Genomic DNA, 25446 nt, shown 5'->3' on the forward strand with positions numbered 1-25446 from the left:
TGGTGGCCGTAGCTCAGTTGGTTAGAGCGCCGGGTTGTGGTCCCGGAGGTCGGGGGTTCAATTCCCCTCGGTCACCCTCTGCTTACTATCATCCAGGCTGCTGGTTGTCTGGGCCGCTAGCTCAACTGGCTAGAGCAGAGGCCTCTTAAGCCTAAGGTTCGGGGTTCGAGTCCCTGGCGGCCCACGACGATGCCCGAGCGACATCGCTCGGGCATCACGCATGCACCCGGCGCTAGCCTGGAAGCGCACGCGAGAGTGGCGGAATGGCAGACGCGCAGGATTTAGGATCCTGTGGGGCAACCCGTGGGAGTTCAAGTCTCCCCTCTCGCACCATCAACCTGAGGGAGCGGTGAGTAAAGACCTCTCCGCGCGACATCAACCTTTGAACCGCACGATCTTGCCGTTGATGACGGGATAGGATCCTGGAAAGGTTCCGGCGTCGGACACGTACACCCAGCCGTCGGGACCGACCGTCACGGCGGTCGGCGTGACGAACTGGCCTCGAAGGATCACCTCTGCCGGCAGATACGCGCCCGGCGTCTCGGGGTCGGGCCGCACTCGCACCAGGTCCCCATTTGAGTATTCGGTGGCATAGAGCGTGCCGCCCGGCGCCATCGCGATGCTCGTCAGCATCGAGAGTCCGTCGGCAAGAGTCTTCACCACACCTTGCGGAGTGATCCGCACGATTCGCGCGAACCCAGGATGGAACCCAGCGAGAAGACTGACGTAGTAGTTGCCATCCGGACCGATCGCGATTCCGGTCGGAACGGTCTGGATGCTCTGTCCCTCTGGCCCTGAGATGATGTCGTCCAGCGCTGCTACGAGACTTACCGAACCGTCTGGCTGAGCGCGCACGATGGTGTTTCCGGCCGCGTCGGCGATGACGAAACTCCCGTCATGGTCGATGGCTACCGCGTAAGGATTGGACTCCGGATTGCTGACGGGGTTCTCGGTGTACTCGAAATGGTCGACGTCCGCGATCTTGACCAGCGTGCCGTTGCTCACGGTCATCAGGTTTCCGAGCTGCGCGAGCGCGGCCTCGCGAAGTTCACCCTGAACACTCGCCTGACAGCACGTCTCTGAGCCCGCCGTGCCGATCAGTTCGGGACCGATGAACACGACGAAGGTCTGTCCATCTTTCGCCGCGATCCCGTGGAGGCCGTGCGCGATAGAGCCACCGGGATACGCCATCGAAATCAGCCCGCTCACGACCGGCATCGGGATCGCAGGGGTGAGAGACGCTTCCCGGATATCCGCTGCGGCGACCTTGAGCACGGCGCCGGTCAGACCGCTGCAGAAAAGCCCTTGGTCGTTGGTCGTGCATGCGTCCGTTCCACCGGCACCCGCGGCTGCGATGTAGAGATCCCCGTTGCCATCGAACGCGAGACTCCGCGGATTGTCGACGCCGTCCACGACTATCTGGACGCTCTCCAGGTTCGGCAGATGGATCGGGTGGGCTAGCGCCGTCGAGGCCGACAACATCAGAACCGCGCTGGCCATTGTCGTGATCGCCCTGCTCCACTTACGCATGCCAATCGCCTCCCCGGACGCTCCTCTGACACGGATGTCGTGTCTCCCGGGGAAGAGTGTTCCGGGTTGGGCAGGCGAGAGAATCGGCCAGGTGGCTATTTCGTCGGGTTCGTCTCCATCCGCCTCTTAGACGTCCCGGCGGGCGACCTCGGCTGCCAATTCGGCCCTCGTCGCGACGCCGAGCTTGGGGAAGATGTGCCCGAGGTGTGCTTTCACTGTCGCTCGAGAAACGAACATCCGTTCCGCGATCTGTGGGTTGGTCATGCCTTGAGCGACGAGCCGAGCGACATCGAGCTCGACGGGCGTGAGGCTTTCCCAGCCGCTGGATGGACGCCGGCGTTCCCCGCGGCCCCGTCGCGCGTAGGCGACGGCTTCGTCGAGATTCATCCGCCTGCCCTCGGCGATGACGCCGTCAAGGGTGTCACCCAGCGCCGTCCGAGCGGTGCTCATCGCTGCCTCGTATCGAGCGAGGAGCGTAGGAGACCTGCGCCAGCCGAGGTGGGCCAATGCGGTGTCCGCCGCGGCAAGGAGCCGCGTCCCCTCAACTGGATCGCCGTCTCCCACGACGCTACAGCCCAGGAGTTCGAGCGCCTCGACCGCGAACCACCGTGAGTCGGACGAAACCGCGAACGCAAGCGCGTCGTGACATCGGTCGATCGCGTCGGCGAGTTCGCCGTTGGTGAACGACACGACAGCGGCCGCCCACGGTGCTGCCGCGAGAGGACCGGTTGCACGATCGCGCGCTTCGGCAGCCGAGGCCGCATACCGTGCTGCCTCGTCGGTCTTCCCGAGCAAACACGACGCCTCTGCTGCGTACGCGAACAAGACGGTCGCCGGCACGTAGACCCCAAGTGCGAGAGCGATTTCCGCGACCTGCCGGCCGCGTTCGATCATCGCTTCGAGATCACCTTCGGCGCGTGCCAGAAGCGCGAGGAATGACTGGTGGAAGCTCCGTGGAAACATGCTGCCGGACCGCTCAGCCCAGGTCCAGGCTTCGTCGAGCAACGCTCTGGCCACGTCGACGTCGCCGGACCGCAGACGCAAGCCCGCGAGGAAACTCAGGAACTGCGAACGGAATTCGGGGTCGCTGAGGCGCACCGCGAGGTCCAGTCCTTCCGTGGCGCACGCCTCGGCCTCAGAGTCACGTCCTGCCATCCAGTTAACGAGGAACAGATAATGAAGGTCCTCCAGGACGAGGTCCAGTTGCCCCGATGCTCGGGCTTCGACGAGCGACCGCTCGAAGAAGGGGCGGCTCAAGCTCCATTCTCCCGTCGAGAAGGGCACTTGCGCGAAACCGCACAACGCGCGAGCGATGGCCGCCGGATCGCCACTCCGCTCAGCGTATTCGTGGCCGTCGCCGAAGAGATCTCTCGCCTCGTCGCGTCGACCGGTGAAGGAAGCTGCCCAGCCGAGGACCACAAGCGCGTGCGCCGCCAGCGCGTGATCATCGTCCTCGCGTGCGAGCGTGAGGGCTTCGCGTGCCAGGACCTCGCCCGCGGCCATGTCCCATTGCCGCAGCGCTAAACGGGCCGCCCCTGTGGCGATCTTTGCGCGGAGCGGAGTGGGAAGCACTTGCGTCGCAAGCACGGCCTCGAGATGGGCTCGCCCTTCGTCGAAGCGTCCGCGGTGCTGCCAATAGCGCACCAGCGCCGCAGCCAGGCGAGCGGTCAATTCGAAGCGCTCCGCTCGGGCGCCCCATACCAGCGCCGCATGGAAGTTTTCGCGATCGACGTCGAGACGTTCGATCCACTCGAGCACGTCGGGGCTGGCCAATCCACCCTCCGCCTGCTGGCCCTCGTGCAGGAAATGCTGGAGGTGGTGATCACTGACTCGCACCGCGTCAGCGGGATGCTCGTCGAGCTTTTCGCGCGCGTATTCCCGCAATGTCTCGAGGAGCCGATATCTCGTCCGTCCGTTCGCGTCGTTCATCGTCACGAGCGATTTGTCTACGAGCTGGGTGAGCAGGGGAAGGATGTCCCTGGAAGAGATGGGGTCACCCTCGCAAACGGCTGCAACACCGTCGAGGGAGAACCCGCCGGCGAACACCGCCAACCGCCGAAAGAGCGCTCGCTCGTTGCCGTCCAGGAGCGTATGACTCCAGTCAAGGGAGGCCTGCAGCGTGCGATGTCGAGGCGTGGCCGCGCGCGATCCCCTCGTGAGCAGCGCGAAGCGGTCGTCGAGTCCTTCCGCGATCTGCTCGATCCCCATCGTGCGCACCCGCGCCGCTGCGAGTTCGATCGCGAGCGGCATGCCGTCCAGACGCCGGCAGATGATCGCGACGGCCCGCGCGTTCGCGTCGGTGAGCTCGAAGTTTGATCGCGCGCGCTTCGCTCGTTCGACGAACAGGAGAGGCCCGTCGTACTCCTCGACGGTCGTCGCCCGTTCGTCCTCCATTTCGGGAGCGGTCGGCAGAGGAGGAACGAGGTACACGGTCTCGCCGTCGATCCCGAGTGGCTCTCTCGACGTCGCGAGGATCTTCAGCGCCGGGCAGCGGCGCAACAGTTCGTCGGCTAGAGCTGCGCACGCATCGATGATGTGCTCGCAGTTGTCGAGCACGATCAGAGTCTTGAGGCGCTCGAAATGCCCCACGAGGATGTCGGTGATGGTAAGGGGTGGTGATTCGCGCAGTCCTGCAACCGTCGCAAGAGCGCCCGGGAGCGCGTCGCCTCCGCCGACGGCCGAGAGATCGGTCCATACGATGCCGTTCGCGAAATGGTCAGCTACCGTTTCGGCCGTCCTTAGCGCGAGCCGCGTCTTTCCGCAGCCGCCCGGGCCCGTAAGTGTCGTGAGCGGACCCGCCGCGATCAGATCCGTGATGACTGCAAGCTCGGTCGTGCGGCCGATGAAGCTGGTCAGATGTCGCGGGAGATCCTCCGGCGATCCGGTCTCCCGCCGGATCGGAAGCGGCACGATGCGGCTCGTCATGACCGCCTTCGGTCCCGAGGCGTGCTTCGGTGACCCATTGGATCGAGCAGTGGCTCTCCCTCCCGTTGGGCTTGAATCGTCGAGGGTAATCGGCCGTCGCGGCTTACGGCCACCATGCGACCGGGCTTCTCGGGCCCGGTCCGGCGCCATCGAGTCGAGGCTGCTCAGGGTCTCCCGGTCGCCGGCACTTCCGCAACTGCGGGAGAAGCATCTCCTCTGGAAGGAAAAGAAACATCCGCCAGGTGGCTATCGCGACCGAATCCTATCGGAGCCGATTGGGTCCTTTTCGCGCCGTGCCAATCTCCAGTCGACTGCTTGATTTGATGCTGCGGCTTCGGCGTTGTCGACACAGGTGAGCAACTGCCTTCTGCGACTACGGAGCTCGAAGCCACGAGCCATAAACACACTCGGGAAGGCTCCGAGCCCGACTCAAGACGTCTTGGTTAGAGAAAACTCTCATCAGATGCGGGCTTCGTGTCCAGGAACTGCGGGCATTGGAAACGAGTCTGATGACGAAAGCTCCTTCCGGATCGCCGTAACGACCGGATCGGCGAGCAGCGTCGTCGCGAGCGACTTGGGAGAAGTCGCCGCCTTCTCCTTCCACAGGTCGTCGATGGCTCGCCGTTTCAGAGCGTCCCGCGAGATGTAGAACATCCAGAACAGCCATGGCATGATTGGCTTGTTTGTTCTGCCTGCGCCCTTGCACGTTAAGGATTGACAAGTAGCTCGCTGAGTGGTGGAAGGGGCGGAGGGTCCGTCTTCCTCAACCACTCCGGAGACCACACGTGTCGGCCGCCATCAGCGCCTACGAGGAGGCCTCCACTCGGACCGATCCCCGTGACACGCGTCACTGCACCCATGTGCTCGGTCATAGAAGGAGCCCAACCAAGTTCCTGGGATAGGCGATCGCTGGTCGACGGACGTCTCGTGATCTCCACCCAGTCCCCAACGGAGATATCGTGCGGGACGGCGCTCTCGGCATGCGTCATTCGACTGGCGAGTTGATCGCAATATTCCTCGATCGTCGCCGCCTGGTGTCGAGAGATTGGATCGGGAAGGTCGTTGGCCTAAACGCCATCGAGCAGGATCGGGACGAGTCGTTTATCGAGGACCCGGGCGACGAGCGCTTCGGCGAAGACCCACTTGCTGTCCAGCGAGCGCGGCGATACGAGCACTACAACTTCCCCGGGCTGACGCTTGAGGGCGGCGATGATCTCTTCGCTCCACTTATCGCCTCCCTGGAGGCTCTTCGAGGCCACGAAGACATCGCAGCCGAGCCCTCCCAGCCGCCTCGCGGTCTCCTCGGCGTGATCCCTGTCTTCGGATGCGTGGCTGAGAAAGACGTGCACGGACGCACCTGCCGTTTCCGGCGTCTTGGTCACGATGTGGTCACAGACTACCGTGGACGGACAGGACCGGGACGTCTGTCATGAACAGGACGGACGCCTGCCACCTGCGGTTTGGTCGATCGCGCTGATAACGGAGACGGCCCGTAGCGGAGTTCAAGTCTCCCCTCTCGCACGATCAATCCGGCTGCCGGCGAAGCGCTTCGACGAGGCCCCGGAACGCTTTTCCGCGGTGGCTGATGCGGTCCTTCTCCTCCGCCGACAGCTCGGCCATCGTGCGGGTGTCACCCTCTGGCACGAAGATCGGGTCGTACCCGAAGCCGCCGCTCCCCTGGGGCTCGGTGATCAACGTCCCTTCAACCGTCCCTTCTGCGAGCGATTCGCTGCCGTCGGGTGTCACGAGCACGGCGACGCACCGGTATCGAGCCGTTCGTTGCTCGGGTGGCACGCCCCGCACGATCTCGATGAGCTTCTTCAGATTCTCCTCGTCGGTCGCGGCTTCGCCGGCGAACCGGGCCGATCGAGGTCCCGGGCCACCGTCGAGCGCGTCGACCTCGATCCCGGAGTCGTCCGCCAGCGTCGCGACGCCCGCGAGCGCGGCCAGCGACCGAGCCTTAAGCAGCGCGTTGCCCGCGTAGTCGGGCTCGGTCTCGTCGGGGGCTTCCCAGCCGGGGAAGTCGTCGGCGGATACAACCGCTAACGGCACGCCCGCCTCGGCGAGGATGGTGCGGATCTCTCGGAGCTTGCCGGGGTTGCGACTGGCCAGCACGACGGCCGGTTTCACGAGATTCCGAGCGCCTCGCGCTGCGCTACTACCAGCTTTTCGATCCCACCGGACGCGAGATCGAGCAGGCCGTCGAGCTGCCCGCGGTCGAACGCCTCGCCTTCCGCGGTTCCCTGCAGCTCGACGAAGCGTCCGCCGGCGGTCATGACCACGTTGAAGTCGACACCTGCAGTCGAGTCCTCTTCGTAGGGGAGGTCGAGCAAGGCTTCGCCGCCCACTATCCCCACACTTACCGCGGCGACTTCCTCTATCAGCGGGATGCTTTCGAGGCGCCCGGCATCGCGCATCTTGCGGAACGCGTCGTACAGGGCGATGTACGCGCCGGTGATCGACGCCGTCCGCGTGCCGCCGTCGGCCATCAACACGTCGCAGTCGACGGTTACCGTCGCCTCGCCGAAGCCCCCGAGTAGCGTGACGGCGCGGAGCGAACGGCCGATCAGGCGTTGGATCTCTTGCGTGCGACCGGAAGGACGGCCGGTGGAGACCTCACGCGACGTCCGCGTAGAAGTGGATCGCGGGAGCATCGAGTACTCGGCCGTTACCCATCCGCGTCCGCTGCCACGCAAGAAGTTCGGGACCTTCTCCTCGAACGAAGCGGCGCACAGCACGCGCGTCTGTCCGAGCTCGATCAAGCACGAGCCTTCGGCGAACTCCTGGAAGTTGCGCGTGATGCGGATCGGGCGCAGCTCGTCGGGTGACCGGCCGTCTTTGCGCATCTACAGCACCCAGCGCATGTTTCCGTCGGCGATCTCGAGCGGGCCATCGAAGGCGCCAGCGGCCTGCTCGAGTACCTGATCCATGTCGTTATGTGGCCAGACGTGGGTGAGCACCAGATGCTTCGCGTCGGCGCTCGCCGCGATCTCGCCCGCCTCCCGGGCGCGGAGGTGGATGGGTTCGGGGATCGATCGCTCCGCCTCGAGCCAAGACGCCTCGCACAGGAACAGATCCGCGCCGGTGGCCGCCTTCGCGAGGTCGGGATGGGGGCCGGTGTCTCCGGTGTAGGTAAGCGTCTTGCCGTCCGCCTCGATCCGCAAGCAAACGTTGGTGCACGAGTGCGCGCTGTCGAAGCCCGTGAGCCGCAGCGGCCCGACCTCCAAGACCTGCCCCGCGACGAATTCGTTCCAGGGCAGCATCGTGTTGAAGTCGTCTTGGCCGTCGCGAGGCGTCAGCAAGCGGCTCAGCCGCTCGTGCGCCATCCGCGGCCCGTACATGGGGACGCTCGGTTTGCGGTTGTCCCGCCAGAACATGGAGTAGAAGAACGGGTAGATGTCCACGAAGTGGTCGGGGTGCGCGTGCGAGATGTAGACCGCGTCCACGTCGGTGACGGCGACGTGCTCTTGCAGGTGCGCCAGTGTGCCGTGGCCGGTGTCCATCCACAGGGTGAATCCCTCGTGACGCACCAGATAGCCGGAGCACGCGCCGCCCGCCCGCGGGTAGGTGCCGTTCGCGCCGAGAACGATCAGCTCCACTAGACCGCCCGCCGCACGTCGTCCGAGGGGCCGAGCGAGCGTTCCTCGACCGCGCCGATCTCTGGGCCGAGGAACCGTGCGCCGAGCACCTGGAACGTCGCCGGGTCGCCGCTTGAAACGAAGCGATGCCGCGGCTCGGGTCCCGAACGGAACCCGTCGCGCGCCGCGAGCTCGGCGAAGACGTCCTTGGCCGTCTCCTCGGCGCTCGAGATGAGCGCGACGTCGTGTCCCATCACGTAGTGCAACACGCCGGTGAGCAGCGGGTAGTGGGTGCACCCGAGGATCAGCGTGTCGATGTCCTCTGCGACGAGTGGCTCGAGATATCCGCGCGCCAGACCGATGATCTCCGGCCCAGCGGTCTCTCCCCGTTCCACGAATTCGACGAACCGCGGGCACGCCCGTCCCAGCAGAGTCACGTTCTCGTGCGTCGTGGCCAAGGCTCGTTCGTAGGCGCCCGACGCGATCGTCAAGGCGGTGCCGATCACGCCGACCCGGCGGTTGCGTGTGACTTTCACCGCCGCGCGCACGGCCGGGTCGATGACCTCGATGACGGGACGATCGGGGTGTTCGGCGTGCACATGATCGAGTCCCGCGCTCGATGCGGAATTGCAAGCCACTACGAGCAGCTTCACATCTTGTGCGACGAGGTAGTCGGAGATCTCGGACGCGAACGTGCGGACCTCGTCGCGCTCGCGAGGCCCGTACGGCCCGCGCGCCGTGTCGCCGAAGTAGACGACCTGCTCCCGGGGCATGAGGTCGATGATCGCGCGCACGACGGTCAGACCGCCGACGCCGGAGTCGAATACGCCTATCGGGCGGGGATCCATGGTCAGCGAAGTGTAACCGACGCCCGGCGAAGCTCCGGGACGGCTCGACTCACGCCCACACGATCCCCTCGAGCCGCGCGGCCGCCTCCTCGAAGTCGCCCGAGTACGCGCCGGTCGAGAGGTACTTCCATCCGCCGTCCGGCAGCAGGACCACGACATTACGCACGTCGGCACCCTTCGCGAATCGCAGCGCGACCGACAGCGCCGCGCCCGAGGAGATCCCCGCGAAGATGGCCTCCTTCTCGAGGAGCTCGCGCGTCGTCGCCAGCGCCTGCCGCGTCGATACCTTGATCTTGTTGTCGAGCACGGACAGATCGACGATCGGCGGGATGAAACCTTCATCGAGGTTGCGCAGGCCGTAGACCAGCTCGCCGTATTCCGGTTCGGCAGCGATCACCTTCGCGGCGGGATTGTGCTCCTTGATGCGGCGTCCACATCCCATCAGGGTGCCGCCCGTGCCGAGGCCGGCGACGAACGCATCCACCTCCGGCAGATCGCGGATGATCTCCTCCGCCGTGCCGTGGTAGTGAGCCTCGGGGTTGGCCGGATTGCCGTACTGGTACGGCATGAAGTACTTGGAGTCCGACGACGCCATCTCGGCCGCCAAAGCGATCGCACCGTTGGATCCCTTCTCCGCCTCGGAAAAGATCATCTCGACGCCGTACATCTCGAGCAGCTGCCGCCGTTCGATCGAGACGTTCGCCGGCATCACGCACACCAGCCGGAAGCCCTTGCGCTTGCACACCATCGCCAGCGCGATCCCCGTGTTCCCCGACGTCGGCTCGAGCACGACTCGGTCCGGCGTGAGCGATCCGGACCCAACCGCATCCTCGATCATGCGAAGCGCGATGCGGTCCTTCATCGAGCCGGTCGGGTTCTGGCCCTCGAGCTTCGCCCACACACGCACGCCGGGACGCGGCGAGAGCGCGGGGAGGCCGACGAGCGGCGTGTTGCCGATCGACGCGAGGATGTCGTCGGATCGCATGGCCTTGGGGGCTCAGCGCCCGCCGGCCACCGCGGGCAGGATCGAGACCACGTCGCCGTCTGCGACGGGCGTCTCGAGCGCGCCGGAGAACCGGATGTCCTCGTCGTTGAGGTAGATGTTGATGAACCGGTGGATCTCGCCGGCGTCGGTAACGATCGCTCCCTTGATGCCGGGATGGTTCGCGTCGAGCTCGTCCACGACCTCACGCAAGGTCGAGCCTTTGGCCTCGACGGCCTTGGCGCCTCCGGTGTGCTTCCGGAGGATCGTCGGTATCCGTACCTCCACCGCCATCGCTATCCCCGTCCGTCCTCGGTCCGTTCAACTTTCATCTCCGTGATCTTCCCTTCGATGATACGGAACGCGCGTAGATCGGGACGTTGGCGGTCCTGGAGCGACACCAGAACGTAGGAGGCATCCGGGTAGAACGCCCGGTCGACGTCGGTCGGCGAGGGGAAAGCCGGCGAGTGGGTGTGCGAGTGGTAGATCCCGACCACGTCCCAGTCCTCGTCGTAGATGTCGTCGGTCACGTGCTTCAGCTCTTTGGGGTCGGCGTTGTAGCGCATGACCGGATCGGGATCCACGTTGGTCAGCCGGTACAGCTTCATGGCCTCTCCGTCGGATCCTCCGAGGATCCCGCACGCCTCTTTCGGGTACTCGGCCTGCGCATGCTCGATCATCTCGCTCGCCATACCCTCCGGAAGTCGTAGAACGTCCAACATTCCTCCAAGATTCCCCGAGTATCGAGCCCGTCCGGGGCCGGGAGCGGTGAGGATAGCAAACGCCGAAACGCCCGGTCAGAGCCCTACCCGGATGGACCCGGGTGTGCCGACCACGACTCGACCGATCCCGGCGCCGGACTCACCCCGGCCGGCCAGACCCGACCGCAGGTCGGTCAACCGGTCCGAAGGACACGCGATGAGGAGGCCACCCGAAGTCTGAGCGTCGGCGAGAAGGACCCGGTCTTCCTCGGCGACGGCGTCGTCGAACCGGACCCACGGAGCGACGAAGGCGATGTTCCGCTTGGTACCGCCGGCGACGGCTCCCGCGGCGACCAGATCGCGGGCGCCCTCGAGAACCGGCACCGCCTGTGCGCCGATGTCGGCCGCGACGCCCGAGGCCAGCATCATCTTGTGAAGGTGGCCGAGCAGGCCGAACCCCGTGACGTCGGTCGCGGCGAGCACGCCGGCTGCGAGCATCGCTTCCGACGCTCCGCGGTTCAGCCGGGTCATGGTCGTGACCGCCCGCTCGACGAGTTCGGGCGGCGTGAGGCCGCGTTTGATCCCCGTGGTGATCGCGCCGATCCCGAGCGGCTTGGTGAGCACGAGGATGTCGCCCGGCTGGACAGCGGCGTTGGTGACGACGCGCTCGGGGTCGGCGAGCCCGATCACCGCCATCCCGTACTTCGGCTCGGCGTCGTCGATCGTGTGGCCTCCGGCGACGAGCGCACCCGCCTCGGCCGCGACGGCGCTGCCGCCGTCGAGCACGCGCGCGAGAAGCTCGAGCGGCAGCGTCTCGGACGGCCAGCAGACGAGGTTGAGACAGAGCAACGGCCGTCCCCCCATCGCATAGACATCGCTCAGCGCGTTCGCGGCGGCGATGCGACCCCAGTCGTACGGGTCGTCGACGATCGGCGTGAAAAAGTCGGTCGTGAAGACCAGCGCGATCTTGTCGTCCAGCCTGTACACCGCCGCGTCGTCGCCGGTGTCGGTGCCGACGAGGAGCGCCGGATCGGGCGTCGCGCCGCTCGGCTGCAGGCGCTCGAGCACCTTCGCGAGATCGGCCGGGCCGAGCTTGCACGCACAGCCGGCGCCGTGGCTGAAGCTCGTCAGGCGGATCTCTTGCGTCGCCACGCTCTACCTCCTCGCGGCATATTGCCACGCGCGGAACCACTGTCGCGTGGGACGGATGAATCTCCGCAGTTGCTTGTGAAAGACGTGATCCGCTCCCCGCACGATCCTCAGCTCCGACCCGGCCGGCAGGAGCGGCAGCGCCGTCCGCGACCATTCGAAAGGCACGAGCTCGTCGCGCGATCCGTGCACGATCAGGACCGGCGTGCGGATCCCTCCGAGGAGAGCACGGCGGTCGAGCGAGCGCCGCTCATCGAGGTGCCGGCCGTCGATCACGACGTGCCTGCGCGGTCCGGCGTCCTTCCCCCAGGTGATGAGCCCCGTCCGCTCGAGCTATTCGAGCTGCACGCGCGAGTACCAGACCGTCCGATCCGACGACGGCGCGGTGACCGGCGCCCAGAAGACGAGCGCGTCGATCTGTTCGTCCGCGGCAACGTGCGCGGCGACCTCCGCGCCGAGCGATAGCCCGAGCACGGCAACCTGCTCGGCGCCGCGGTCGCGCACGAACGCCAGCGCCGCCCGGAGATCCTCGACCTCGCCGGCGACGGTGATCGGAAGGTCGTCGCTTTCGCCGCTGCCTGCGAAATCGAACGTGAGGACCGTGAACCCGTCCTTGTTTAGCGCTCGGGCGGCGATGTCGAAGCGTCCGTCTTCGTGCCGGTCCCCGGTGAAGCCATGACACAGCACCACCGCGGCGTCCCCACCGGGCGTCAGGTCTCCGACCAGCTTGAGGCCGCGGGCGTTGCGGAACTCGACCCGCTCGGCCGTCACCGGAGGGTCAGTGAGCCTTCAGCCGCGCGTCGATCTCGGCGAGCAAACGCCGGGACGTTCCGGCGACCTCGGCGACGGCCGCCTCGAACGCTTCCTGATGACGCTGCGTCGGCGCGCGGAAGCCGCTGATCTTGCGCACGAACTGGAGCGCGGCCTCCTCGATCTCCGTCTCGGTCGCCGGGCCCTCCGGGGTTCGGAGCCTCTTTATGCTTCGGCACATGAAGTCAGCATATCGGGTCGCCGGGATCCACTCTTGACAACGCAGGGTACTTTGTACTACAAAGTTATTGGGATGACCGAGCGCGGACGGGAAGGGGAAGGGGAAGCGATGAACGACCAGCCGGCCGTTTTCGATGACACAGGGCCCGACGTTCGCGCAGCGGCGGAGACACTCCGTGAAGTGGACGGTCTACGGCGTCGCAGCGAAACCCTCGCGAAAGCTCGAGCGTTTCCCCTCTGGGTTTGGGCGGGTACGTTCGCCGCGGCTCTTCCGGTCGCCGCGTTCACCCGAAGGACGGGCGTTTCCGAGGTGACGCGGGGCGCCGACGGCATCACTTTCATCAGCCTGGGCGGCAGCGGCGATTTCGCCGCCATCGCCTACGCCGTGGTTGTGGTCGCAGCGGTCGTAGCCGCCGCCGTCTCGATCATCGACTATCGCCGCCAACCCGTCCATCGGGCACGCGAGCGTCGCCGCCAGATCTCGGTCGGGGAGGGCATCGTCCTGGCGGCAGCTCTCGTGATACTGGGCCCGGTCGCCCTGGGAGCCTTCTTCATGGTCGCCATGTCTCCCTCGATGGCTTTCGTGGGTGCCAGTGTCATCGCGATCCTCGTGGGCATGCATATGGGAAACCGAGCCCTTTCCTTGGCAGGCGTGACGGCGCTGTTCGGGATACTCCCCGCTCCGTTCATCTGGTCGGACCACTGGCCCGCCCTGGCGGTTGGTTCGTACGTCTTGATGTTCTCGATCGGGGGCCTTTGCCTGACCCTCGCTCAGAGGAAGAGCCGATGACTCACCCTTCCACGCGCATCGACGACGTCGTCCACCAGCGTGTGCGGCTTGGGATCCTCGCTCTTTTGGAGCCGGCCGAGGACATCGACTTCCAGCTCCTGCGCGACTCACTCGAGTTGACCGACGGGAATCTCTCCCGGCACCTCCAGGTCCTCGAGGACGCCGGCTACCTTCGGATCGTCAAGTCCTTCGAGGGTAAGCGTCCGCGGACGCGGGTCTCGATCACGCGCGAGGGACGCACAGCACTCGAGGCGGAGGTCAAGGCCCTTCGCGAGCTGGTCGCCGGCCTCGGCAACGGCGCGCGGAAGCGCTGAGTCAGGCCGGCCGGCAGGGCTGACGGATCACGGTTCCGCACTCGGGGAACCCTGCGCTGCCGATCGCGATGCCGCCCGCCACGGGAAGCACGAGCGACGACGGATGCGTCGCGTCGTGGTAGACGAGGTTGACGGCGGGCACCGGCAAGAATGCGAAGCCCCACAACTCGGGGAGGAGCGTCGGCGCGGCGATCCAAACCCGGACCTTTGACCCGGCTCGTACCACGTGTCCGAACGGGAAGATCTCGACCCGCATCGGCGTCGGAGACCCCGGAACGAGCGGCTCGAAGTCGTCGAGCAGGTGCGTCTGGACGGGACGCAGAGTCGTGGACAGCGCCATGTCCTCGGCGCGGTGCGAGGCCCTGAGCCAGCCTTTCTGGACGTACATCTCCTCGCCGTCGGGCCGCACTTCAGTGAGTGTCACCTCGAGGTCGGTGTCGGGCGCGGTCGATGCCAGCCATAGGTCAAGCGACGCCGAGCCGAGCAGCACGGTGTCTTCCGTGAACGCCGCCGACGTGTACGACACGGCCGTGCCCGGCAGCGGCTTCACCGGCCACAGGTACGCGTCGGGCAGCGAGGCATATCCGTAGCGCGCGTTCGCGATCCCCTGCGAGCCCGCGGGGTACACGTACGGGTCCGGCATCCCGCCCGCGGGAGGAGCCTGATCGGTCAAGGCTCCACCGGCACCGAGATAGAGCCGCTTCGCGCTCGCGGCGGCCGGCCAGGACGAAAGCCCGGTGACCCAGGTCGGCGCGCGCGTGTCGGTCTTCGACTCCCACCAGACCATCACGTGCGGGTTGTTCCCGAAGCCGTTGTCGACGCCCCGCAGGAAGTGGTCGAGATATGCGTCGAGCAACGTGAGCGACGTCTCGGTGCGGTACATGCCGTGGTCGCCGTTGCTCAGGATCGCCCAGTACGGCACGTCGAGCTGCTCGAGGAATAGGACTTCGCGCGGGCCGACCTGCTCGTCCTGCCAGGCGATCGCGGTGAAGATCGGCACGTCGATGTCCTTCGCGCGCACGATCGGCGAGCGCTCACGGATGAGGTCGTCGATGAACGGATGCTCCTGCGCTTGGATGAACGGGTTGTAACGAAGGTTGGTGACTTCGTGCTGCGCGAGGTTCGCCGCACACGTCGTGTCCCCGCCGGCGATCGCCTGGATAGCGGACAGGCGGCCTTCGGTGGGCTGCGAGATGAAGCTCCACAGCCCGGCGAACGAGTAGTTGAAGATGCCGCCGGGGTACGCGACGTCGCGGTAGATATCGCCGTAGAAGTGGCCGGGCGCGATCGCCTTGAGGTGCGCCGGCCGTTCCTGGGCGACGAACAGCTGCGTGATCCCAGGATAGGACTTGCCGATCATCGCGACGTCGCCGTTCGACCACGGCCTCGTCGGGATGAAGTTGTCGATCACGAATGCGCCGTCGAGGCCCTGCTGCGGCTCGAAGAAGTCGAACGTCCCACCCGAACAGCCGGTGCCGCGGATGTTGACGCCGATGAACGCGTACCCCTTGCTCACGTACCGATCGATGTACGGCTGATCCGGGACCGAGCCGGGGTTGTAGCCCGAGTACTCCATGAGGGTGGGGTGCGGCAGACCGTCGTTCGGGTAGACCGCCGTGTAAGCAAGGGTGACGCCGTCGGGTAGCTCGACGTAGCCAGACTCGCGGGCGGTGCCGGCCGGGTCGGCCGTGGCCGGGCCGAGCACGGCGGCGAGCACGGCGACGGCAAGAAAGAGCCGGATCGACGGTTTCAGGGGTGCCTCCTCGGGACTCGGTTCACAGAGGTTCGTAAGCAAGCGTAAGGCTTCCTCCCATTTGGCGATAGTTGACCGTTCTGTGCTCGGCCGGATATCAGTGGCACATGGCCGACAAACTTGCCGAGGATCTCGTTGCCGCTTTCAACGCATTGTTCGGTGAGCACGCCGGCCAGCGGGCGGTTCACGCGAAGGGAACCTGCTGCGCGGCGACCTTCACCGCGACCCCGGAAGCGGCCGCGCTCACGCGGGCCCCGCACATGCAGGGAACGGCCGTCCGCACCACCGTGCGCTTCTCCAACGGGAGCGGCGATCCCACGGCGCACGACGCCGGGCGCGAGCCGCGCGGCATGGCGATCAAGTTCCACATCGACGAGCGACGCTCGACCGATGTCGTTGCGATCAACAATCCGGTCTTCATCGTGCGAACGCCGGAGGAGGTCCTCGAGTTCCTGCGTCTGCGCAAGCCGGATCCGGAGACGGGGCAGCCAGATATCGCCGGGCTGATGGCGTTCGTCGGCGCTCGCCCCGAGTCGCAGCGCGCCGCTCAGATTCTCATCAGCGCACCGCCGGTGGCGAGCTTCCTCGAGACGGAGTACTTCGCGCTCCACGCTTTCCGGTTCGTCGCCGCCGACGGGACGAGCAGGTTCGTCCGCTACAGGATCACGCCGGATCTCGGTGTTCGAACGCTGGAGCCGGACGAAGCGAACGCGCTGAGCCCCGATTACCTCCGCGAGGATCTGGTCTCTCGTCTCGCGGACGGACCCGCGTCGTTCACGCTCTACCTTCGCACCGCCGGTGAGGGAGACAGCACCACCGACCCAACGGAGGAATGGACGGGCGACGGCGAGGAGATCGCGGCCGGCCGCCTGGAGATCACGGGCCCGGTCGACGACCAGGAGCAGGGCTGCGAGCGCCTGCTGTTCGACCCGACGCGCCTGTGTGATGGCATCGAGGCATCCGACGACCCCGTGCTGTTGGCACGCCCCCATGCCTACGCGGTCTCATCGAAGAAACGTGCCCGCTCGCGCTAGTCGTCGGTGGCGTTCGACCGCGGAGCTGCTTAGAGGTCCGCGACCGAGGGAGCGAGGATCCCTGCCAGCAGTCGCGTGAACCGTTCTCGCCCTCGCCTGTTGAGGTGGAGCGTGTCCCCGAACCATTCGGTCGTCGGGAACGGACTGAGCATGTCGGAGAAAGGGAGACCTTTCGCGGCGACGAACCCCGCGACCGCCTGCTGGAAGCTCCGGTAGTCGGCGATCCCGTTCGGATGCCGCGCGTACCCGTCAGGGCTGATCGGCATCTCGACGAGCAGGACGCGGATACCCAGCGACTCGAGCCGTCCGATGAGGTGGTCCAACGCCCGCATCGACGAGCCGCCGACGGCGAACCCGCCCGAGATCGGCGGAAGGGTTCGGTAGACGTCCGTTCGGCGCGAGTGTGTGGGAGCCCCGAGCGCAGACACGGCAAGTCCTTCCTCGAGGGGTTCGGCGTCGAACAGGCGCGACGGCTTTCGGAGAAGGCTGCGGTATCGAACGAGGCCCGAGACGCGCTCCCCCAGCTCGAGGATGCGCTCGGTCGGGGAAAGGTCCCCCGCCACGGCCCGGCCCCCGTACGAGTCACGGACCGCGTCGAAGGCCCGTCTAGTCCCTTCCCCGAGGTCGTTGAGCTCTCGGCTCGAAACGCCGATCACGACGACACGCGGACGCAACCGCGGCACGACGACGTTGAGCAGCCAGAAATCCATGAGCCGGGCTTCCGCGCCGTTCAATGATGCGTTGAACACCGGACGCTTCAGACCGAGCAGCTTCGAGAGCGCGCCGGGGTCCACCGCGTAATCCATCATCGACGAGCCCATAAGCACGAGCGGCGAGCCGCCGCGACGTGCCAGCGCGTCGATCGCGGCGACCTTGTGGGTCGCCTGCCAATCGTTCCAGGCGTTGAACGACGCCGCGCGCGGGACCGCAGCACGGACCGAGACGTCGACGAGAGCAAGACAGGCGACCGCGACGATAAGCGGGATCAGCCGGCGCCGTTTGCCCTCGGAGGTCGTCGGCATGTGCGCGCCGCGCTTCAGCCGCCGGTGAGGCGGGTCAGGATCTCCGGCCGGTCGCCGAACGCCTTCTCGAGGCCCACCTTGAGCGCGGCGGCTTTGAGCTCGGGGGTCGCAGGAGAGCGGTCCATCGGTCCGAACGGCGGCTGCGGGTCGTATTCGATGCCGAGCTGGATGAACCGCGCGAGCTGCTCGCCGGCGAGCTTGCCGACGAGGTGGAGCGCGAGATCGATCCCGGCCGACACGCCGGCGGCGGTGATGACCTTGCCGGCCTCGACCCAGCGAGCTTCCACGTATCGCGCTCCGAACTTTGAGAGCAGACCCGAGTACGCCCAGTGAGTCGTCGCGTCGCGCCCCTCGAGGAGGCCTGCCGCGGCGAGGATGAGCGCGCCGGTGCACACCGAACCGACGACCTCCGCGGTTTCGGCCGCCTTGCGCACGTAGCCCTGGATCGCGTCGTCGTACATCGCGTGGAGTGTGGGGACCTCGCCGCCGGGCACGATGATCGCGTACGGCGATGGCACATCGGCGAACGTAGCGCTGGGGGCCACCCGGAGCGGCGTGTCCGTGCCGACCGTGTCGAGCGTCTTCCCCACGACCGCGACCTTCCACTCGGGCGCGAAGCGCTCGAGCGCGGACATCACCTGCAGGGGGCCGACCAGATCCAAGGGCGTGAGCCCGTCGTACACCACGAACGCGATCTGCTTTTCCACGTCCCTTTCTTTCTCTGAATTTGAGTGGCGTCCTGCCAAGGCCGAGTTTTTGGGCATCCGGGGATACGACAGGAGCGTCCCGGCTCCGCGTCGAATCTCTGAGACGTGCCCGTCTCGAGGCGTGAGTTTCTGAAGGCAGGCGGCGCGTTCGGCGCTCTGCTGATCGCGCGGCCACTCGGCGTGCTGGCCGAGACGCTCGGGCCGGTCTCGGTGTTCGGGACGCCACGGGAGTCCCGGCTGTTCCCCGGGACCTGGGTGGCGCACGCCGACCTGCACAACCACAGCCTCCACTCCGACGGAGACGGCGATCCGTCGCTCGCCTTCGACTCGATGCGGGCAGCCGGGCTCGACGTCGCCGCCCTCAGCGACCACTCGACCCTCAGTTACGGCCTCCCGATGAACGTATGCCCAGACTCCGAGTGCCAGAGCCTCGCGGGGATCAACGAGGAGACCTGGGCGCACGCGCGCCAGCTCGCCGACGCGGCGCAGGTCGACGGCGAGTTCGTGGCCCTGCGGGCGTTCGAGTGGTCGAGCCCGACGCTCGGACACATGAACGTCTGGTTCTCGGAGCGGTGGATGGACCCGCTCCACACCGCGGGCGCCGGAACCGGAGAGGGGGCGGCGCAGTTCCTCCACGACGAGGCGAACGTCCCCGCCGAGCTGATGGCGCCGCTCGACGCGATCGTGAAAGGCGCGCCGACGCCGCCGGTAGGGATGGCCCTGTTCTACGAATGGCTGACGGCGGATCCCGGACGTCCCGTCATCGGGGGCGGCGCCGACGGCATCGCAGGTTTCAACCACCCGGGACGTGAGCCCGGCCGGTTCTCGAACTTCAGGCTCCAGCCGGCGGTCGGAGACCGGATCGTGAGCGTGGAGATGTTCAACCGCCGAGAGGACTACATCTACGAAGGGACGAACTCGATCGCGGAGTCCCCGCTGAACGAATGTCTGAACGCGGGCTGGCGCGTCGGCCTCACGGGAGTCACCGACGAGCATGGAACCGATTGGGGGTTCCCCGACGGCAAGGGCCGCGCCGGGTTGTACGTCACCGAGCTGACCCGCGCCGGGGTGCGCGACGCGCTGGCCGACCGGCGGTTCTTCGCGACACGGCTGCGCGGCCTGCGGCTCGACGCAGCCGCGAACGGCGTGCGCATGGGCAAGACGCTCGCGCACACGAGCGGGCCGATCACGTTCCAGATCGACATCGACCGCGGGCCCGAGTGGATCGGCCGGCCGCTGCTCGTGCAAGTCCTGCGATCGGGCATGGTCATGCCGTCGGTCCAGGAGGTGCATGCGTTCACCGTGCCGGGCCCGGCCGACCCCGTCTATTCGTTCACCACGAACATCGACGTCGCCGACGGCGACTGGGTCGTGCTCCGGATCACCGACCCGTCCGAGCCGGCCGACGAGCGCGCGGATGCGATCTACGCGGCGTTCGGCAACGGGGTCGCGTACGCGAGCCCGTTCTTCTTCGGCGCCTGACGCCGGCTTTCCCAGCGCGTGAGAAAGCCCAGGCCCTATCCGCGGCCTGGGCTCATGGTGGAGCCAACGGGTTGCTATTCGAACTTGCTCGGTGCCATCCAGGATGTGCTCGGCACCAGCGTCTGAGTCATCGTCATTCGGGAGCGGAGACGGCCAATCCCAGGCCGCGAGCGGCCGCCGCCATCCTCTCGTCGTAGGTGACGAATCGTGTCAAGTCGGAACCGAGTTCCAGCGCCGTCGCCAGATGGATCGCGTCGAGCGACCGCAGTCCGGCCGGCAGCAGCTTCCCTGCAGCAGTGAGAACCCAGTCGTTCACTCTGGCCAACTCCAGCCGAGCCAGGACCTCTTGTCCGCGCTGAACTACCCCGGAACCCAGCAACAGCAGTGCGCGCGCGACCTCGGTCCGTGCGAGCGCACTCGAGATCAAGGGTCGGCGTCGCCTCACATACCGGCGCAGCGCAGCAGATCCCGGTTCGTGGACCGCCAGTTTCACGATCGCGGAGGAATCGAGATAGATCGCCTTCTCAGCGCTCATGTTCCCGAAGCCGCTCCAGCACGTGCGACGGGCGTTCCTGGCCAGGCGCGAGCTTGATGGGGTCGGGCAGGTCGCTGAGGTCGCCCCGAGCAGGTTCGATCTCCCCGGTCTCCCGCAGCCGCTCCAGAGGGCGCCGGTCGCGCACCGGCCCGAGGACTGCCACCGGGCGGCCGCGGTCGGTCACCTCGAAGGTCTCTCCCGCCTCCACACGACGAAGCAGTTCGCTGGCTCGTTGGCGAAGCTCTCGAACGCCCACGCTATTCATGTGCTATTTGTAGCACACCAAGAACCCGCGCACAAGGGCAGCACTCCCGACTCGGCTCGCTCAATACCGATGTCTGGATCCGCATCCTCGCCGGCATCTTGGTCGCCGCGGAAGCTTTCAGTTCGAATCCCGTTAGCAGTCGCCCGTGATCGGACGCTCAGGAGCCACGCTGATCAGCGCTGATGTCGTCCCATCGGAAAGTGGAGGTGAGGGGTCGGTATTCGAACCTCGCCACGAGGCTGCTCGGTTTGAAGGAAGCACTGGCTTCGGCCCCGACTGTCATACCTTCCCGCTAGCATCGAGGATGTGGAGCCTGGTCGGCTGATCTTCCGCGTACATGCGATCCGTCGCATGGCCGATCGGGACATCTCGGTGTCTGATGTTCGAGCCGTCCTCGAGTCCGGAGAGGTCATCGAGTCCTACCCCGACGACACACCCTTTCCGAGCAAGCTGGTCCTCAGCCACATCGGGCAGAGGCCGTTGCACGTCGTCGCCGCACATGATCAGGATAACGGCAGGACGTTCATCGTTACCGTTTACGAGCCTGATGCGGCACAATGGGATCCGACGTTCAGACGGAGGCTGGATCGATGAAGTGCCTGATCTGTCAGCACGGCGACACCGTCCGTGGTGAAACGACAGTAACTCTTGAGCGCGGCAACACGACGCTCGTCATCAAGGGAGTCCCCGCTGACGTCTGCGAGAACTGCGGCGAAGCGTACGTCGACGAAGCTACGACCGCGGCATTGCTCGACGAGATCAAGAACGCTGCGGAGCTCGGCGTAGACGTCGAGGTTCGCCGTTTCGCCGCGTAGCTCGGCAACACAGACTCGCGGGTCACACGCTCGAGGTTCGAATCCCCTTAGCAGTCAGCCGTAACAGGCCACCTGCCGGGCCGCTCACCAGCGGGAACGCGGAGTCAATGAAAGTGGAGGTGAGGGGATTCGAACCCCTGTCTTTCGATCTCGAACCGGAGCTTCTCCGGGCGCAGTCGGCGTATTAAGTCTCGGGCTCCCGGCGCGCACCGACGCGCTCCGGGTGCCCCAGCCCGATCGATTTCCCCCTCGGTACTCGGACGCTCCCGAGGGGTTGAGCCTGCTTGATGACGTTCCGATCCGGACCGCAGGCGCTTCCGGGAGAACGGCTACCTAATTAGGCAGCGAGCGCGTCGTTATTGGCGCTTGTGTTAGTTCCGGCTTTTGACAGGGCTCCGGAGACCCTGGCCCGCTTCCTCCGACTCGTCGGTCGAAATCGAAGCCATGCACCCCCATGTTTTGTTGTCAACGAACCTATTGTAGCAGCCGGGTTATCGGCGTTCTCCGCGCCTTCTGGAGCCCGCGCGCTTGGCCATCTCTCGCTTGGCTTCCCGCTCGGCGAGCGACTGGCGCTTGTCGTAGTCACGCTTCCCCTTCGCCAGCGCGATCTCGACCTTCACTTTGTTGCCCTTGAAGTACATCCGTAGTGGAACGAGCGTGAGACCCTTCTGGTTCATCTTGCCGATCAGTCGGCGGATCTCTTCTTTGTGGAGCAGGAGCTTTCGCATCCGGGTTGGATCGTGATTCTGGATCGAAGCCTGCGGATACGGCGGGATGTGCACCCCGAGCAGGAACACCTCCGACCCTCGGACGAACGCATACGCGTCGACGAGAGACGCCTTCCCGCCGCGCAGCGTCTTGACCTCGCTGCCGACGAGCGCGATCCCGGCCTCGTAGGTCTCCTCGATGTGGTAGTTGTGCCGCGCCTTACGGTTGGTCGCGATAGCGCGGATCTGCGGCTCGTCGGCCACGGTTCACCTCGGAACGGATGCGGAGTGAGCCGGGCGAGTCTAGCGGAGCGCTAGAGCCAGAGGTGCGGGTTCTGCGGGTCTCCGTTCACTCGCACCTCGAAGTGGAGATGCGGACCCGTGCACCAGCCGGTGCAGCCGATCGCCGCGATCGAGGACAACGTCCCCACGGCCTGTCCGGCATGCACGTACGACTTGGAAAGGTGGGCGTACATCGTCGCCAGCGCGTTGCCGTGATCGATGATCACGACGAGGCCGTAGGCGCCCTTGTATCCGACGTAAAGCACCTCGCCCTTCCGAGCCGCCTTCACGGTCTTGCCCGAAGGCGCGCCGATGTCGATCCCGGTGTGGAACGATTTGTAGCCGTATATCGGGTGGGTACGCCATCCGTAATCGGAGGTGATCGGCCCGGAAACCGGCCACTTCAGATAGCCGCCCTTGCCTTGGATGGCCTGTTGTCCACCCTGCGCGCGGCGGAGCATCTCTGCGATCGAATCCGACTCTTCCAGGTACGACTGGAGCGCCGCAGCGTACGCGCGCTTCTCCTTGCGAACCCGCGCGAGGAGATGCTGCTTGTAGTCGATCTCGGACAGTACTGCGCTCTTGGCGCCGGCTTGCTGGCTGCGCAGCCCCGCCAGACTCGCGTACTGCATCGCGACCTCGTTCGACTTGGCCTCGAGCGCCTTGCGGCGAGCCTCGATCGCGAGCCGCTGAGCTTCGACGGTGGACTTGAGGCTGCGGATCTCCTCCACGATGTCCATGTCGACGTGCAGGACGTTCTCCGCGTACTGCATCCCGGCCACGTACTCCTGGAAGGAATTCGCGCCGAACAACACCGCCGCATACGCGGTCGGGCCGTTCATGTAGATGTTCGCCGCGCGCTCGCGCAAGCGCGTCGTCGTGTTGTCGAGCGCTACGGTGGCCGCCTCGAGTTCGGCGGTCTTGAGCTGGAGCTCCAGCGCCGCCTGATCGTTCTGCAGCTCGAGCAGCTCCAGCCTGCGGGTCGCGAGAAGGAGCTGGTCGGTGATCGACGCGAGCGAGGCTTCGAGCGAGCTCAGCCGCTCATCCGACGCCTGGATCTGACCGAGGATCGCCTTCTCGTGCGCCCGCACCGCGCGGAGCTTCGCGCGCGTCTCCGAGATCTTCTTCTGGATGTCGGCGTAGTCGTCGCTGTTATAGGCGAACGCGCCGGACGGCATGATCCCGGCCAGCAAGGCCAGCGTGAGACCGGCAAGCACGGCGCGACGAAGCTTCTTCGCTCTCAACCCAGCTCCCCACCAGATGAAAGAACAGGCGCTATCCTAACTAGCCGTTCGCAACAGAAGCAACACCCGTAACATCCTTTTCGTCGGCGTTTCGATGCACTTCCTTTAGCTCGCCGACCAGCGGTTTCGGCCACGTACGGCCGCTCTGCGCGCTAAGACGAAAGCGGTTAGACGTCGAGGAATCGCCTCAAGCCGAGCAAGCTGCCGAAAGCGCCGATCAGGATCCCGAACGCAAGGATCCACGCGCCGTTCTGGGCGATCTCAGCGTAGGTCACCGTCAGGTTCAGGAACTGGAAACTGTCGGCGAGGTTCGTGTAGAGGGGACGCGTCGCAAGGAGCAACCCCAGTGCGAGCAACGAGCCGACCAATCCCTGAAAGACGCCTTCCAGCATGAACGGGATGCGGATGAACCAGTTCGTCGCACCGACGAGCTTCATGATCGCGATCTCGCGCCGGCGAGCGAACAGCGCCATGCGGATCGTGGTCGCGATCAAGACCGAGGCGGCGACGATGAGCAGGATGACGACGCCGATGCCGAGGAGACGGATGTCGCGCACGACGTCGAGCAGCCGCCGCAGGAACTTGCGCTCGTCGCGGATCTCTGCGATGCCCGGACGGCCTTGCAGCCGGTCGCTGACGACCTCGAACTGATTCGGATCCTTCAGCTTGACGCGGAAGCTTTCCGGGAGCGCGTCGGGCGTCGTCGCCGCCACGATCTCGGGCTCGTCGCGGAACAGCTCCTTGAAGGACTCGAAGGCCTCCTGCTTCGATTCGTACTGCACGGACCCGACCTCGGGCATGCCCAGCAGATCCCGCTCGATCGATCGGCGCTCCTCTTCCGAGATATCGCGGTTGAGGAACACGGCCACCTCAACCTTGCGCGTCTGCAACGTCAAGGCGCGATCGACGGCGAAGGACGCTACGAAGACCGCGCCGACGAGGTAGAGCGACACCACGACGACGAGGACGGCTGCGAACGTGATGAACACGTTTCGCTTGAGGTTGGTCGCCGTCTCCTTGCGGACGTACTGAAGGCTGATCGGCACTATTCTTCTCTCGCGTAGCCGTAGACGCCGCGCTCCTGATCGCGCAGGACCGTGCCGTTCTCGAGCTCGATAACGCGCCGGCGCATCGCATCGACGATCGCGTGATCGTGCGTGGCCATCAGCACCGTCGTTCCCGTGCGATTGATGCGATCGAGGAGCTTCATGATGTCCACGCTCGTCGCCGGGTCCAGGTTCCCCGTCGGCTCGTCGGCGAGCAGGATCTGCGGCCGGTTCACGAACGCGCGCGCGATCGACACGCGCTGCTGCTCGCCGCCGGACAGCTGGTCAGGCAGACGATCCCCTTTGTCGCCGAGGCCGACGACATCAAGAACCTCGGGGACCGCTTTGCGGACCGCGTCGCGCGGGCGACCGATGACCTCGAGCGCGAATCCGACGTTCTCGAAGACCGTCTTGCTCGGCAAGAGCTTGAAATCCTGGAAAACGCAGCCGATATTGCGTCGCAGCATCGGAACCTTCCACGACGCGAGGTTGTTGATGTTCTTGCCGGCGACGTAGATCTCGCCCGTAGAGGGAAGCTCCTCGCGCAGCATCAGCCGGATCAACGTCGACTTCCCAGAACCCGACGGCCCGACGAGGAAGACGAACTCTCCCTTGAGGATGTCGAAGGAGACGTCCTTAAGCGCAGGGATCCCCCCGCGATATGTTTTCGTGACGTTAACGGCTCGGATCATGAGGATGCCGGCGGTCGTCCCGGCCGGAGGCTCACGCTAGCAGAGCGGAGTAGGG

The 25446-nt window shown here is 66.1% G+C and carries 30 protein-coding genes, 3 tRNA genes and 1 other RNA gene; 9 read left to right on the top strand and 25 right to left on the bottom strand.

Annotated features, from left to right (window positions below; all coding sequences use genetic code 11):
* Positions 1–2: 2 nt before the first annotated feature.
* The 3 genes from WEB06_04625 to WEB06_04635 all read left to right on the top strand — a co-directional run bounded on the left by WEB06_04625 (position 3) and on the right by WEB06_04635 (position 333).
* Positions 3–76, top strand: a tRNA-His gene (locus WEB06_04625).
* A gap of 34 nt (positions 77–110) precedes the next feature.
* Positions 111–184: transfer RNA gene (locus WEB06_04630), tRNA-Lys, on the top strand.
* 65 nt (positions 185–249) lie between these two features.
* Positions 250–333 (top strand) — tRNA-Leu (locus tag WEB06_04635).
* Positions 334–375: 42 nt separating this feature from the next.
* Here the strand turns inward: WEB06_04635 and WEB06_04640 are convergent.
* From WEB06_04640 to WEB06_04710, 15 genes are all read right to left on the bottom strand, one after another.
* Complete coding sequence (locus WEB06_04640) at positions 376–1530, bottom strand: ScyD/ScyE family protein (GenBank protein MEX2554898.1); 1155 nt, start codon at positions 1528–1530, stop codon at positions 376–378.
* Positions 1531–1656: 126 nt separating this feature from the next.
* Complete coding sequence (locus WEB06_04645) at positions 1657–4455, bottom strand: LuxR C-terminal-related transcriptional regulator (GenBank protein MEX2554899.1); 2799 nt, start codon at positions 4453–4455, stop codon at positions 1657–1659.
* Positions 4456–4914: 459 nt separating this feature from the next.
* On the bottom strand, positions 4915–5127 hold the full coding sequence (locus WEB06_04650; GenBank protein MEX2554900.1) for a hypothetical protein: 213 nt from the start codon (positions 5125–5127) through the stop codon (positions 4915–4917).
* Between the two features lie 395 nt (positions 5128–5522).
* On the bottom strand, positions 5523–5837 hold the full coding sequence (locus tag WEB06_04655; protein MEX2554901.1) for a toll/interleukin-1 receptor domain-containing protein: 315 nt from the start codon (positions 5835–5837) through the stop codon (positions 5523–5525).
* A gap of 142 nt (positions 5838–5979) precedes the next feature.
* Positions 5980–6585 (bottom strand): RdgB/HAM1 family non-canonical purine NTP pyrophosphatase, encoded by a 606-nt coding sequence (gene rdgB / locus WEB06_04660; protein ID MEX2554902.1) that lies wholly within the window; start codon positions 6583–6585, stop codon positions 5980–5982.
* A complete protein-coding gene (rph, locus tag WEB06_04665) occupies positions 6582–7301 on the bottom strand; it encodes a ribonuclease PH (GenBank protein ID MEX2554903.1) in 720 nt (239 codons plus the stop codon). Before rph ends, rdgB begins: the two co-directional genes overlap by 4 nt.
* The gene (locus WEB06_04670; GenBank protein ID MEX2554904.1) at positions 7302–8054 is read right to left on the bottom strand and encodes an MBL fold metallo-hydrolase; all 753 of its coding nucleotides are present in this window, start codon (positions 8052–8054) and stop codon (positions 7302–7304) included.
* A complete protein-coding gene (gene murI, locus WEB06_04675) occupies positions 8054–8881 on the bottom strand; it encodes a glutamate racemase (protein ID MEX2554905.1) in 828 nt (275 codons plus the stop codon). Before murI ends, WEB06_04670 begins: the two co-directional genes overlap by 1 nt.
* 49 nt (positions 8882–8930) lie before the next feature.
* Complete coding sequence (locus WEB06_04680; GenBank protein MEX2554906.1) at positions 8931–9866, bottom strand: cysteine synthase; 936 nt, start codon at positions 9864–9866, stop codon at positions 8931–8933.
* Positions 9867–9878: 12 nt separating this feature from the next.
* Positions 9879–10157: a MoaD/ThiS family protein gene (locus WEB06_04685; protein ID MEX2554907.1), complete on the bottom strand. Its 279-nt coding sequence runs from the start codon at positions 10155–10157 to the stop codon at positions 9879–9881.
* 2 nt (positions 10158–10159) lie between these two features.
* Positions 10160–10555 (bottom strand): M67 family metallopeptidase, encoded by a 396-nt coding sequence (locus WEB06_04690; GenBank protein ID MEX2554908.1) that lies wholly within the window; start codon positions 10553–10555, stop codon positions 10160–10162.
* Positions 10556–10660: 105 nt separating this feature from the next.
* The gene (gene selD / locus WEB06_04695) at positions 10661–11716 is read right to left on the bottom strand and encodes a selenide, water dikinase SelD (GenBank protein ID MEX2554909.1); all 1056 of its coding nucleotides are present in this window, start codon (positions 11714–11716) and stop codon (positions 10661–10663) included.
* Positions 11717–11719: 3 nt separating this feature from the next.
* Positions 11720–11989 (bottom strand): alpha/beta hydrolase, encoded by a 270-nt coding sequence (locus WEB06_04700; protein MEX2554910.1) that lies wholly within the window; start codon positions 11987–11989, stop codon positions 11720–11722.
* Positions 11990–12046: 57 nt separating this feature from the next.
* The gene (locus tag WEB06_04705) at positions 12047–12484 is read right to left on the bottom strand and encodes an alpha/beta fold hydrolase (GenBank protein ID MEX2554911.1); all 438 of its coding nucleotides are present in this window, start codon (positions 12482–12484) and stop codon (positions 12047–12049) included.
* A 7-nt stretch (positions 12485–12491) separates the two neighbouring features.
* On the bottom strand, positions 12492–12704 hold the full coding sequence (locus WEB06_04710; protein MEX2554912.1) for a DUF2277 family protein: 213 nt from the start codon (positions 12702–12704) through the stop codon (positions 12492–12494).
* 108 nt (positions 12705–12812) lie between these two features.
* On the opposite strand from WEB06_04710, the gene WEB06_04715 reads away from it, so the two are divergent.
* Both WEB06_04715 and WEB06_04720 read left to right on the top strand, forming a co-directional pair.
* A complete protein-coding gene (locus WEB06_04715; protein ID MEX2554913.1) occupies positions 12813–13493 on the top strand; it encodes a hypothetical protein in 681 nt (226 codons plus the stop codon).
* Entirely contained in the window at positions 13490–13807 is a 318-nt protein-coding gene (locus tag WEB06_04720; protein ID MEX2554914.1) for a transcriptional regulator, read from the top strand. The genes WEB06_04715 and WEB06_04720 overlap by 4 nt, the downstream gene beginning before the upstream one ends.
* Before the next feature lies 1 nt (position 13808).
* Here WEB06_04720 and WEB06_04725 read toward each other — a convergent pair whose 3' ends face one another.
* Positions 13809–15602, bottom strand: coding sequence for a CocE/NonD family hydrolase (locus WEB06_04725; GenBank protein ID MEX2554915.1), 1794 nt, complete (start codon positions 15600–15602; stop codon positions 13809–13811).
* A 65-nt stretch (positions 15603–15667) separates the two neighbouring features.
* Here WEB06_04725 and WEB06_04730 point away from each other — a divergent pair, with 65 nt between their 5' ends.
* Positions 15668–16594 (top strand): catalase family peroxidase, encoded by a 927-nt coding sequence (locus WEB06_04730; GenBank protein ID MEX2554916.1) that lies wholly within the window; start codon positions 15668–15670, stop codon positions 16592–16594.
* Between the two features lie 29 nt (positions 16595–16623).
* Here the strand turns inward: WEB06_04730 and WEB06_04735 are convergent, their stop codons facing one another.
* Complete coding sequence (locus WEB06_04735; GenBank protein MEX2554917.1) at positions 16624–17616, bottom strand: hypothetical protein; 993 nt, start codon at positions 17614–17616, stop codon at positions 16624–16626.
* 14 nt (positions 17617–17630) lie between these two features.
* Positions 17631–18323 carry a DJ-1/PfpI family protein gene (locus tag WEB06_04740; protein ID MEX2554918.1) on the bottom strand — a complete coding sequence of 231 codons (693 nt, stop codon included), beginning with the start codon at positions 18321–18323 and terminating at the stop codon, positions 17631–17633.
* Between the two features lie 105 nt (positions 18324–18428).
* On the opposite strand from WEB06_04740, the gene WEB06_04745 reads away from it, so the two are divergent.
* Positions 18429–19805 carry a hypothetical protein gene (locus tag WEB06_04745; protein MEX2554919.1) on the top strand — a complete coding sequence of 459 codons (1377 nt, stop codon included), beginning with the start codon at positions 18429–18431 and terminating at the stop codon, positions 19803–19805.
* 133 nt (positions 19806–19938) lie between these two features.
* Here WEB06_04745 and WEB06_04750 read toward each other — a convergent pair whose 3' ends face one another.
* On the bottom strand, positions 19939–20340 hold the full coding sequence (locus tag WEB06_04750) for a type II toxin-antitoxin system VapC family toxin (protein ID MEX2554920.1): 402 nt from the start codon (positions 20338–20340) through the stop codon (positions 19939–19941).
* A complete protein-coding gene (locus WEB06_04755) occupies positions 20330–20605 on the bottom strand; it encodes a type II toxin-antitoxin system prevent-host-death family antitoxin (GenBank protein ID MEX2554921.1) in 276 nt (91 codons plus the stop codon). Before WEB06_04755 ends, WEB06_04750 begins: the two co-directional genes overlap by 11 nt.
* 306 nt (positions 20606–20911) lie before the next feature.
* Between WEB06_04755 and WEB06_04760 the strand changes: the two genes are divergently transcribed.
* Together WEB06_04760 and WEB06_04765 are read left to right on the top strand one after the other, a co-directional pair.
* Entirely contained in the window at positions 20912–21199 is a 288-nt protein-coding gene (locus tag WEB06_04760) for a DUF4258 domain-containing protein (protein ID MEX2554922.1), read from the top strand.
* Positions 21196–21420, top strand: coding sequence for a type II toxin-antitoxin system MqsA family antitoxin (locus tag WEB06_04765; protein MEX2554923.1), 225 nt, complete (start codon positions 21196–21198; stop codon positions 21418–21420). Before WEB06_04760 ends, WEB06_04765 begins: the two co-directional genes overlap by 4 nt.
* A 111-nt stretch (positions 21421–21531) precedes the next feature.
* On the opposite strand, the gene ssrA is transcribed toward WEB06_04765, so the two are convergent.
* The 5 genes from ssrA to ftsE all read right to left on the bottom strand — a co-directional run bounded on the left by ssrA (position 21532) and on the right by ftsE (position 25391).
* Positions 21532–21874, bottom strand: a transfer-messenger RNA (tmRNA) gene (ssrA, locus tag WEB06_04770).
* 37 nt (positions 21875–21911) lie between these two features.
* Positions 21912–22391 carry an SsrA-binding protein SmpB gene (gene smpB, locus WEB06_04775; GenBank protein ID MEX2554924.1) on the bottom strand — a complete coding sequence of 160 codons (480 nt, stop codon included), beginning with the start codon at positions 22389–22391 and terminating at the stop codon, positions 21912–21914.
* A 50-nt stretch (positions 22392–22441) separates the two neighbouring features.
* On the bottom strand, positions 22442–23653 hold the full coding sequence (locus WEB06_04780) for a peptidoglycan DD-metalloendopeptidase family protein (GenBank protein ID MEX2554925.1): 1212 nt from the start codon (positions 23651–23653) through the stop codon (positions 22442–22444).
* A gap of 167 nt (positions 23654–23820) precedes the next feature.
* Positions 23821–24699, bottom strand: a complete 879-nt coding sequence (gene ftsX, locus WEB06_04785; protein MEX2554926.1) for a permease-like cell division protein FtsX — start codon at positions 24697–24699, stop codon at positions 23821–23823.
* Positions 24699–25391, bottom strand: coding sequence for a cell division ATP-binding protein FtsE (gene ftsE, locus WEB06_04790; protein MEX2554927.1), 693 nt, complete (start codon positions 25389–25391; stop codon positions 24699–24701). Before ftsE ends, ftsX begins: the two co-directional genes overlap by 1 nt.
* Positions 25392–25446 lie beyond the last annotated feature (55 nt).

This window comes from Actinomycetota bacterium, assembly GCA_040905475.1.
Taxonomy (GTDB): Bacteria; Actinomycetota; AC-67; order AC-67; family AC-67; genus DATFGK01.

What these genes read in the sequence shown, in the direction of transcription:
- WEB06_04640 (MEX2554898.1), bottom strand. Translation starts at nt 1,530, where the DNA reads ATGCGTAAGTGGAGCAGGGCGATCACGACAATGGCCAGCGCGGTTCTG.
- WEB06_04645 (MEX2554899.1), bottom strand. Translation starts at nt 4,455, where the DNA reads ATGACGAGCCGCATCGTGCCGCTTCCGATCCGGCGGGAGACCGGATCG.
- WEB06_04650 (MEX2554900.1), bottom strand. Translation starts at nt 5,127, where the DNA reads ATGCCATGGCTGTTCTGGATGTTCTACATCTCGCGGGACGCTCTGAAA.
- rph (MEX2554903.1), bottom strand. Translation starts at nt 7,301, where the DNA reads ATGCGCAAAGACGGCCGGTCACCCGACGAGCTGCGCCCGATCCGCATC.
- murI (MEX2554905.1), bottom strand. Translation starts at nt 8,881, where the DNA reads ATGGATCCCCGCCCGATAGGCGTATTCGACTCCGGCGTCGGCGGTCTG.
- WEB06_04680 (MEX2554906.1), bottom strand. Translation starts at nt 9,866, where the DNA reads ATGCGATCCGACGACATCCTCGCGTCGATCGGCAACACGCCGCTCGTC.
- WEB06_04685 (MEX2554907.1), bottom strand. Translation starts at nt 10,157, where the DNA reads ATGGCGGTGGAGGTACGGATACCGACGATCCTCCGGAAGCACACCGGA.
- WEB06_04690 (MEX2554908.1), bottom strand. Translation starts at nt 10,555, where the DNA reads ATGGCGAGCGAGATGATCGAGCATGCGCAGGCCGAGTACCCGAAAGAG.
- WEB06_04710 (MEX2554912.1), bottom strand. Translation starts at nt 12,704, where the DNA reads ATGTGCCGAAGCATAAAGAGGCTCCGAACCCCGGAGGGCCCGGCGACC.
- WEB06_04715 (MEX2554913.1), top strand. Translation starts at nt 12,813, where the DNA reads ATGAACGACCAGCCGGCCGTTTTCGATGACACAGGGCCCGACGTTCGC.
- WEB06_04720 (MEX2554914.1), top strand. Translation starts at nt 13,490, where the DNA reads ATGACTCACCCTTCCACGCGCATCGACGACGTCGTCCACCAGCGTGTG.
- WEB06_04730 (MEX2554916.1), top strand. Translation starts at nt 15,668, where the DNA reads ATGGCCGACAAACTTGCCGAGGATCTCGTTGCCGCTTTCAACGCATTG.
- WEB06_04735 (MEX2554917.1), bottom strand. Translation starts at nt 17,616, where the DNA reads ATGCCGACGACCTCCGAGGGCAAACGGCGCCGGCTGATCCCGCTTATC.
- WEB06_04750 (MEX2554920.1), bottom strand. Translation starts at nt 20,340, where the DNA reads ATGAGCGCTGAGAAGGCGATCTATCTCGATTCCTCCGCGATCGTGAAA.
- WEB06_04755 (MEX2554921.1), bottom strand. Translation starts at nt 20,605, where the DNA reads ATGAATAGCGTGGGCGTTCGAGAGCTTCGCCAACGAGCCAGCGAACTG.
- WEB06_04765 (MEX2554923.1), top strand. Translation starts at nt 21,196, where the DNA reads ATGAAGTGCCTGATCTGTCAGCACGGCGACACCGTCCGTGGTGAAACG.
- ftsE (MEX2554927.1), bottom strand. Translation starts at nt 25,391, where the DNA reads ATGATCCGAGCCGTTAACGTCACGAAAACATATCGCGGGGGGATCCCT.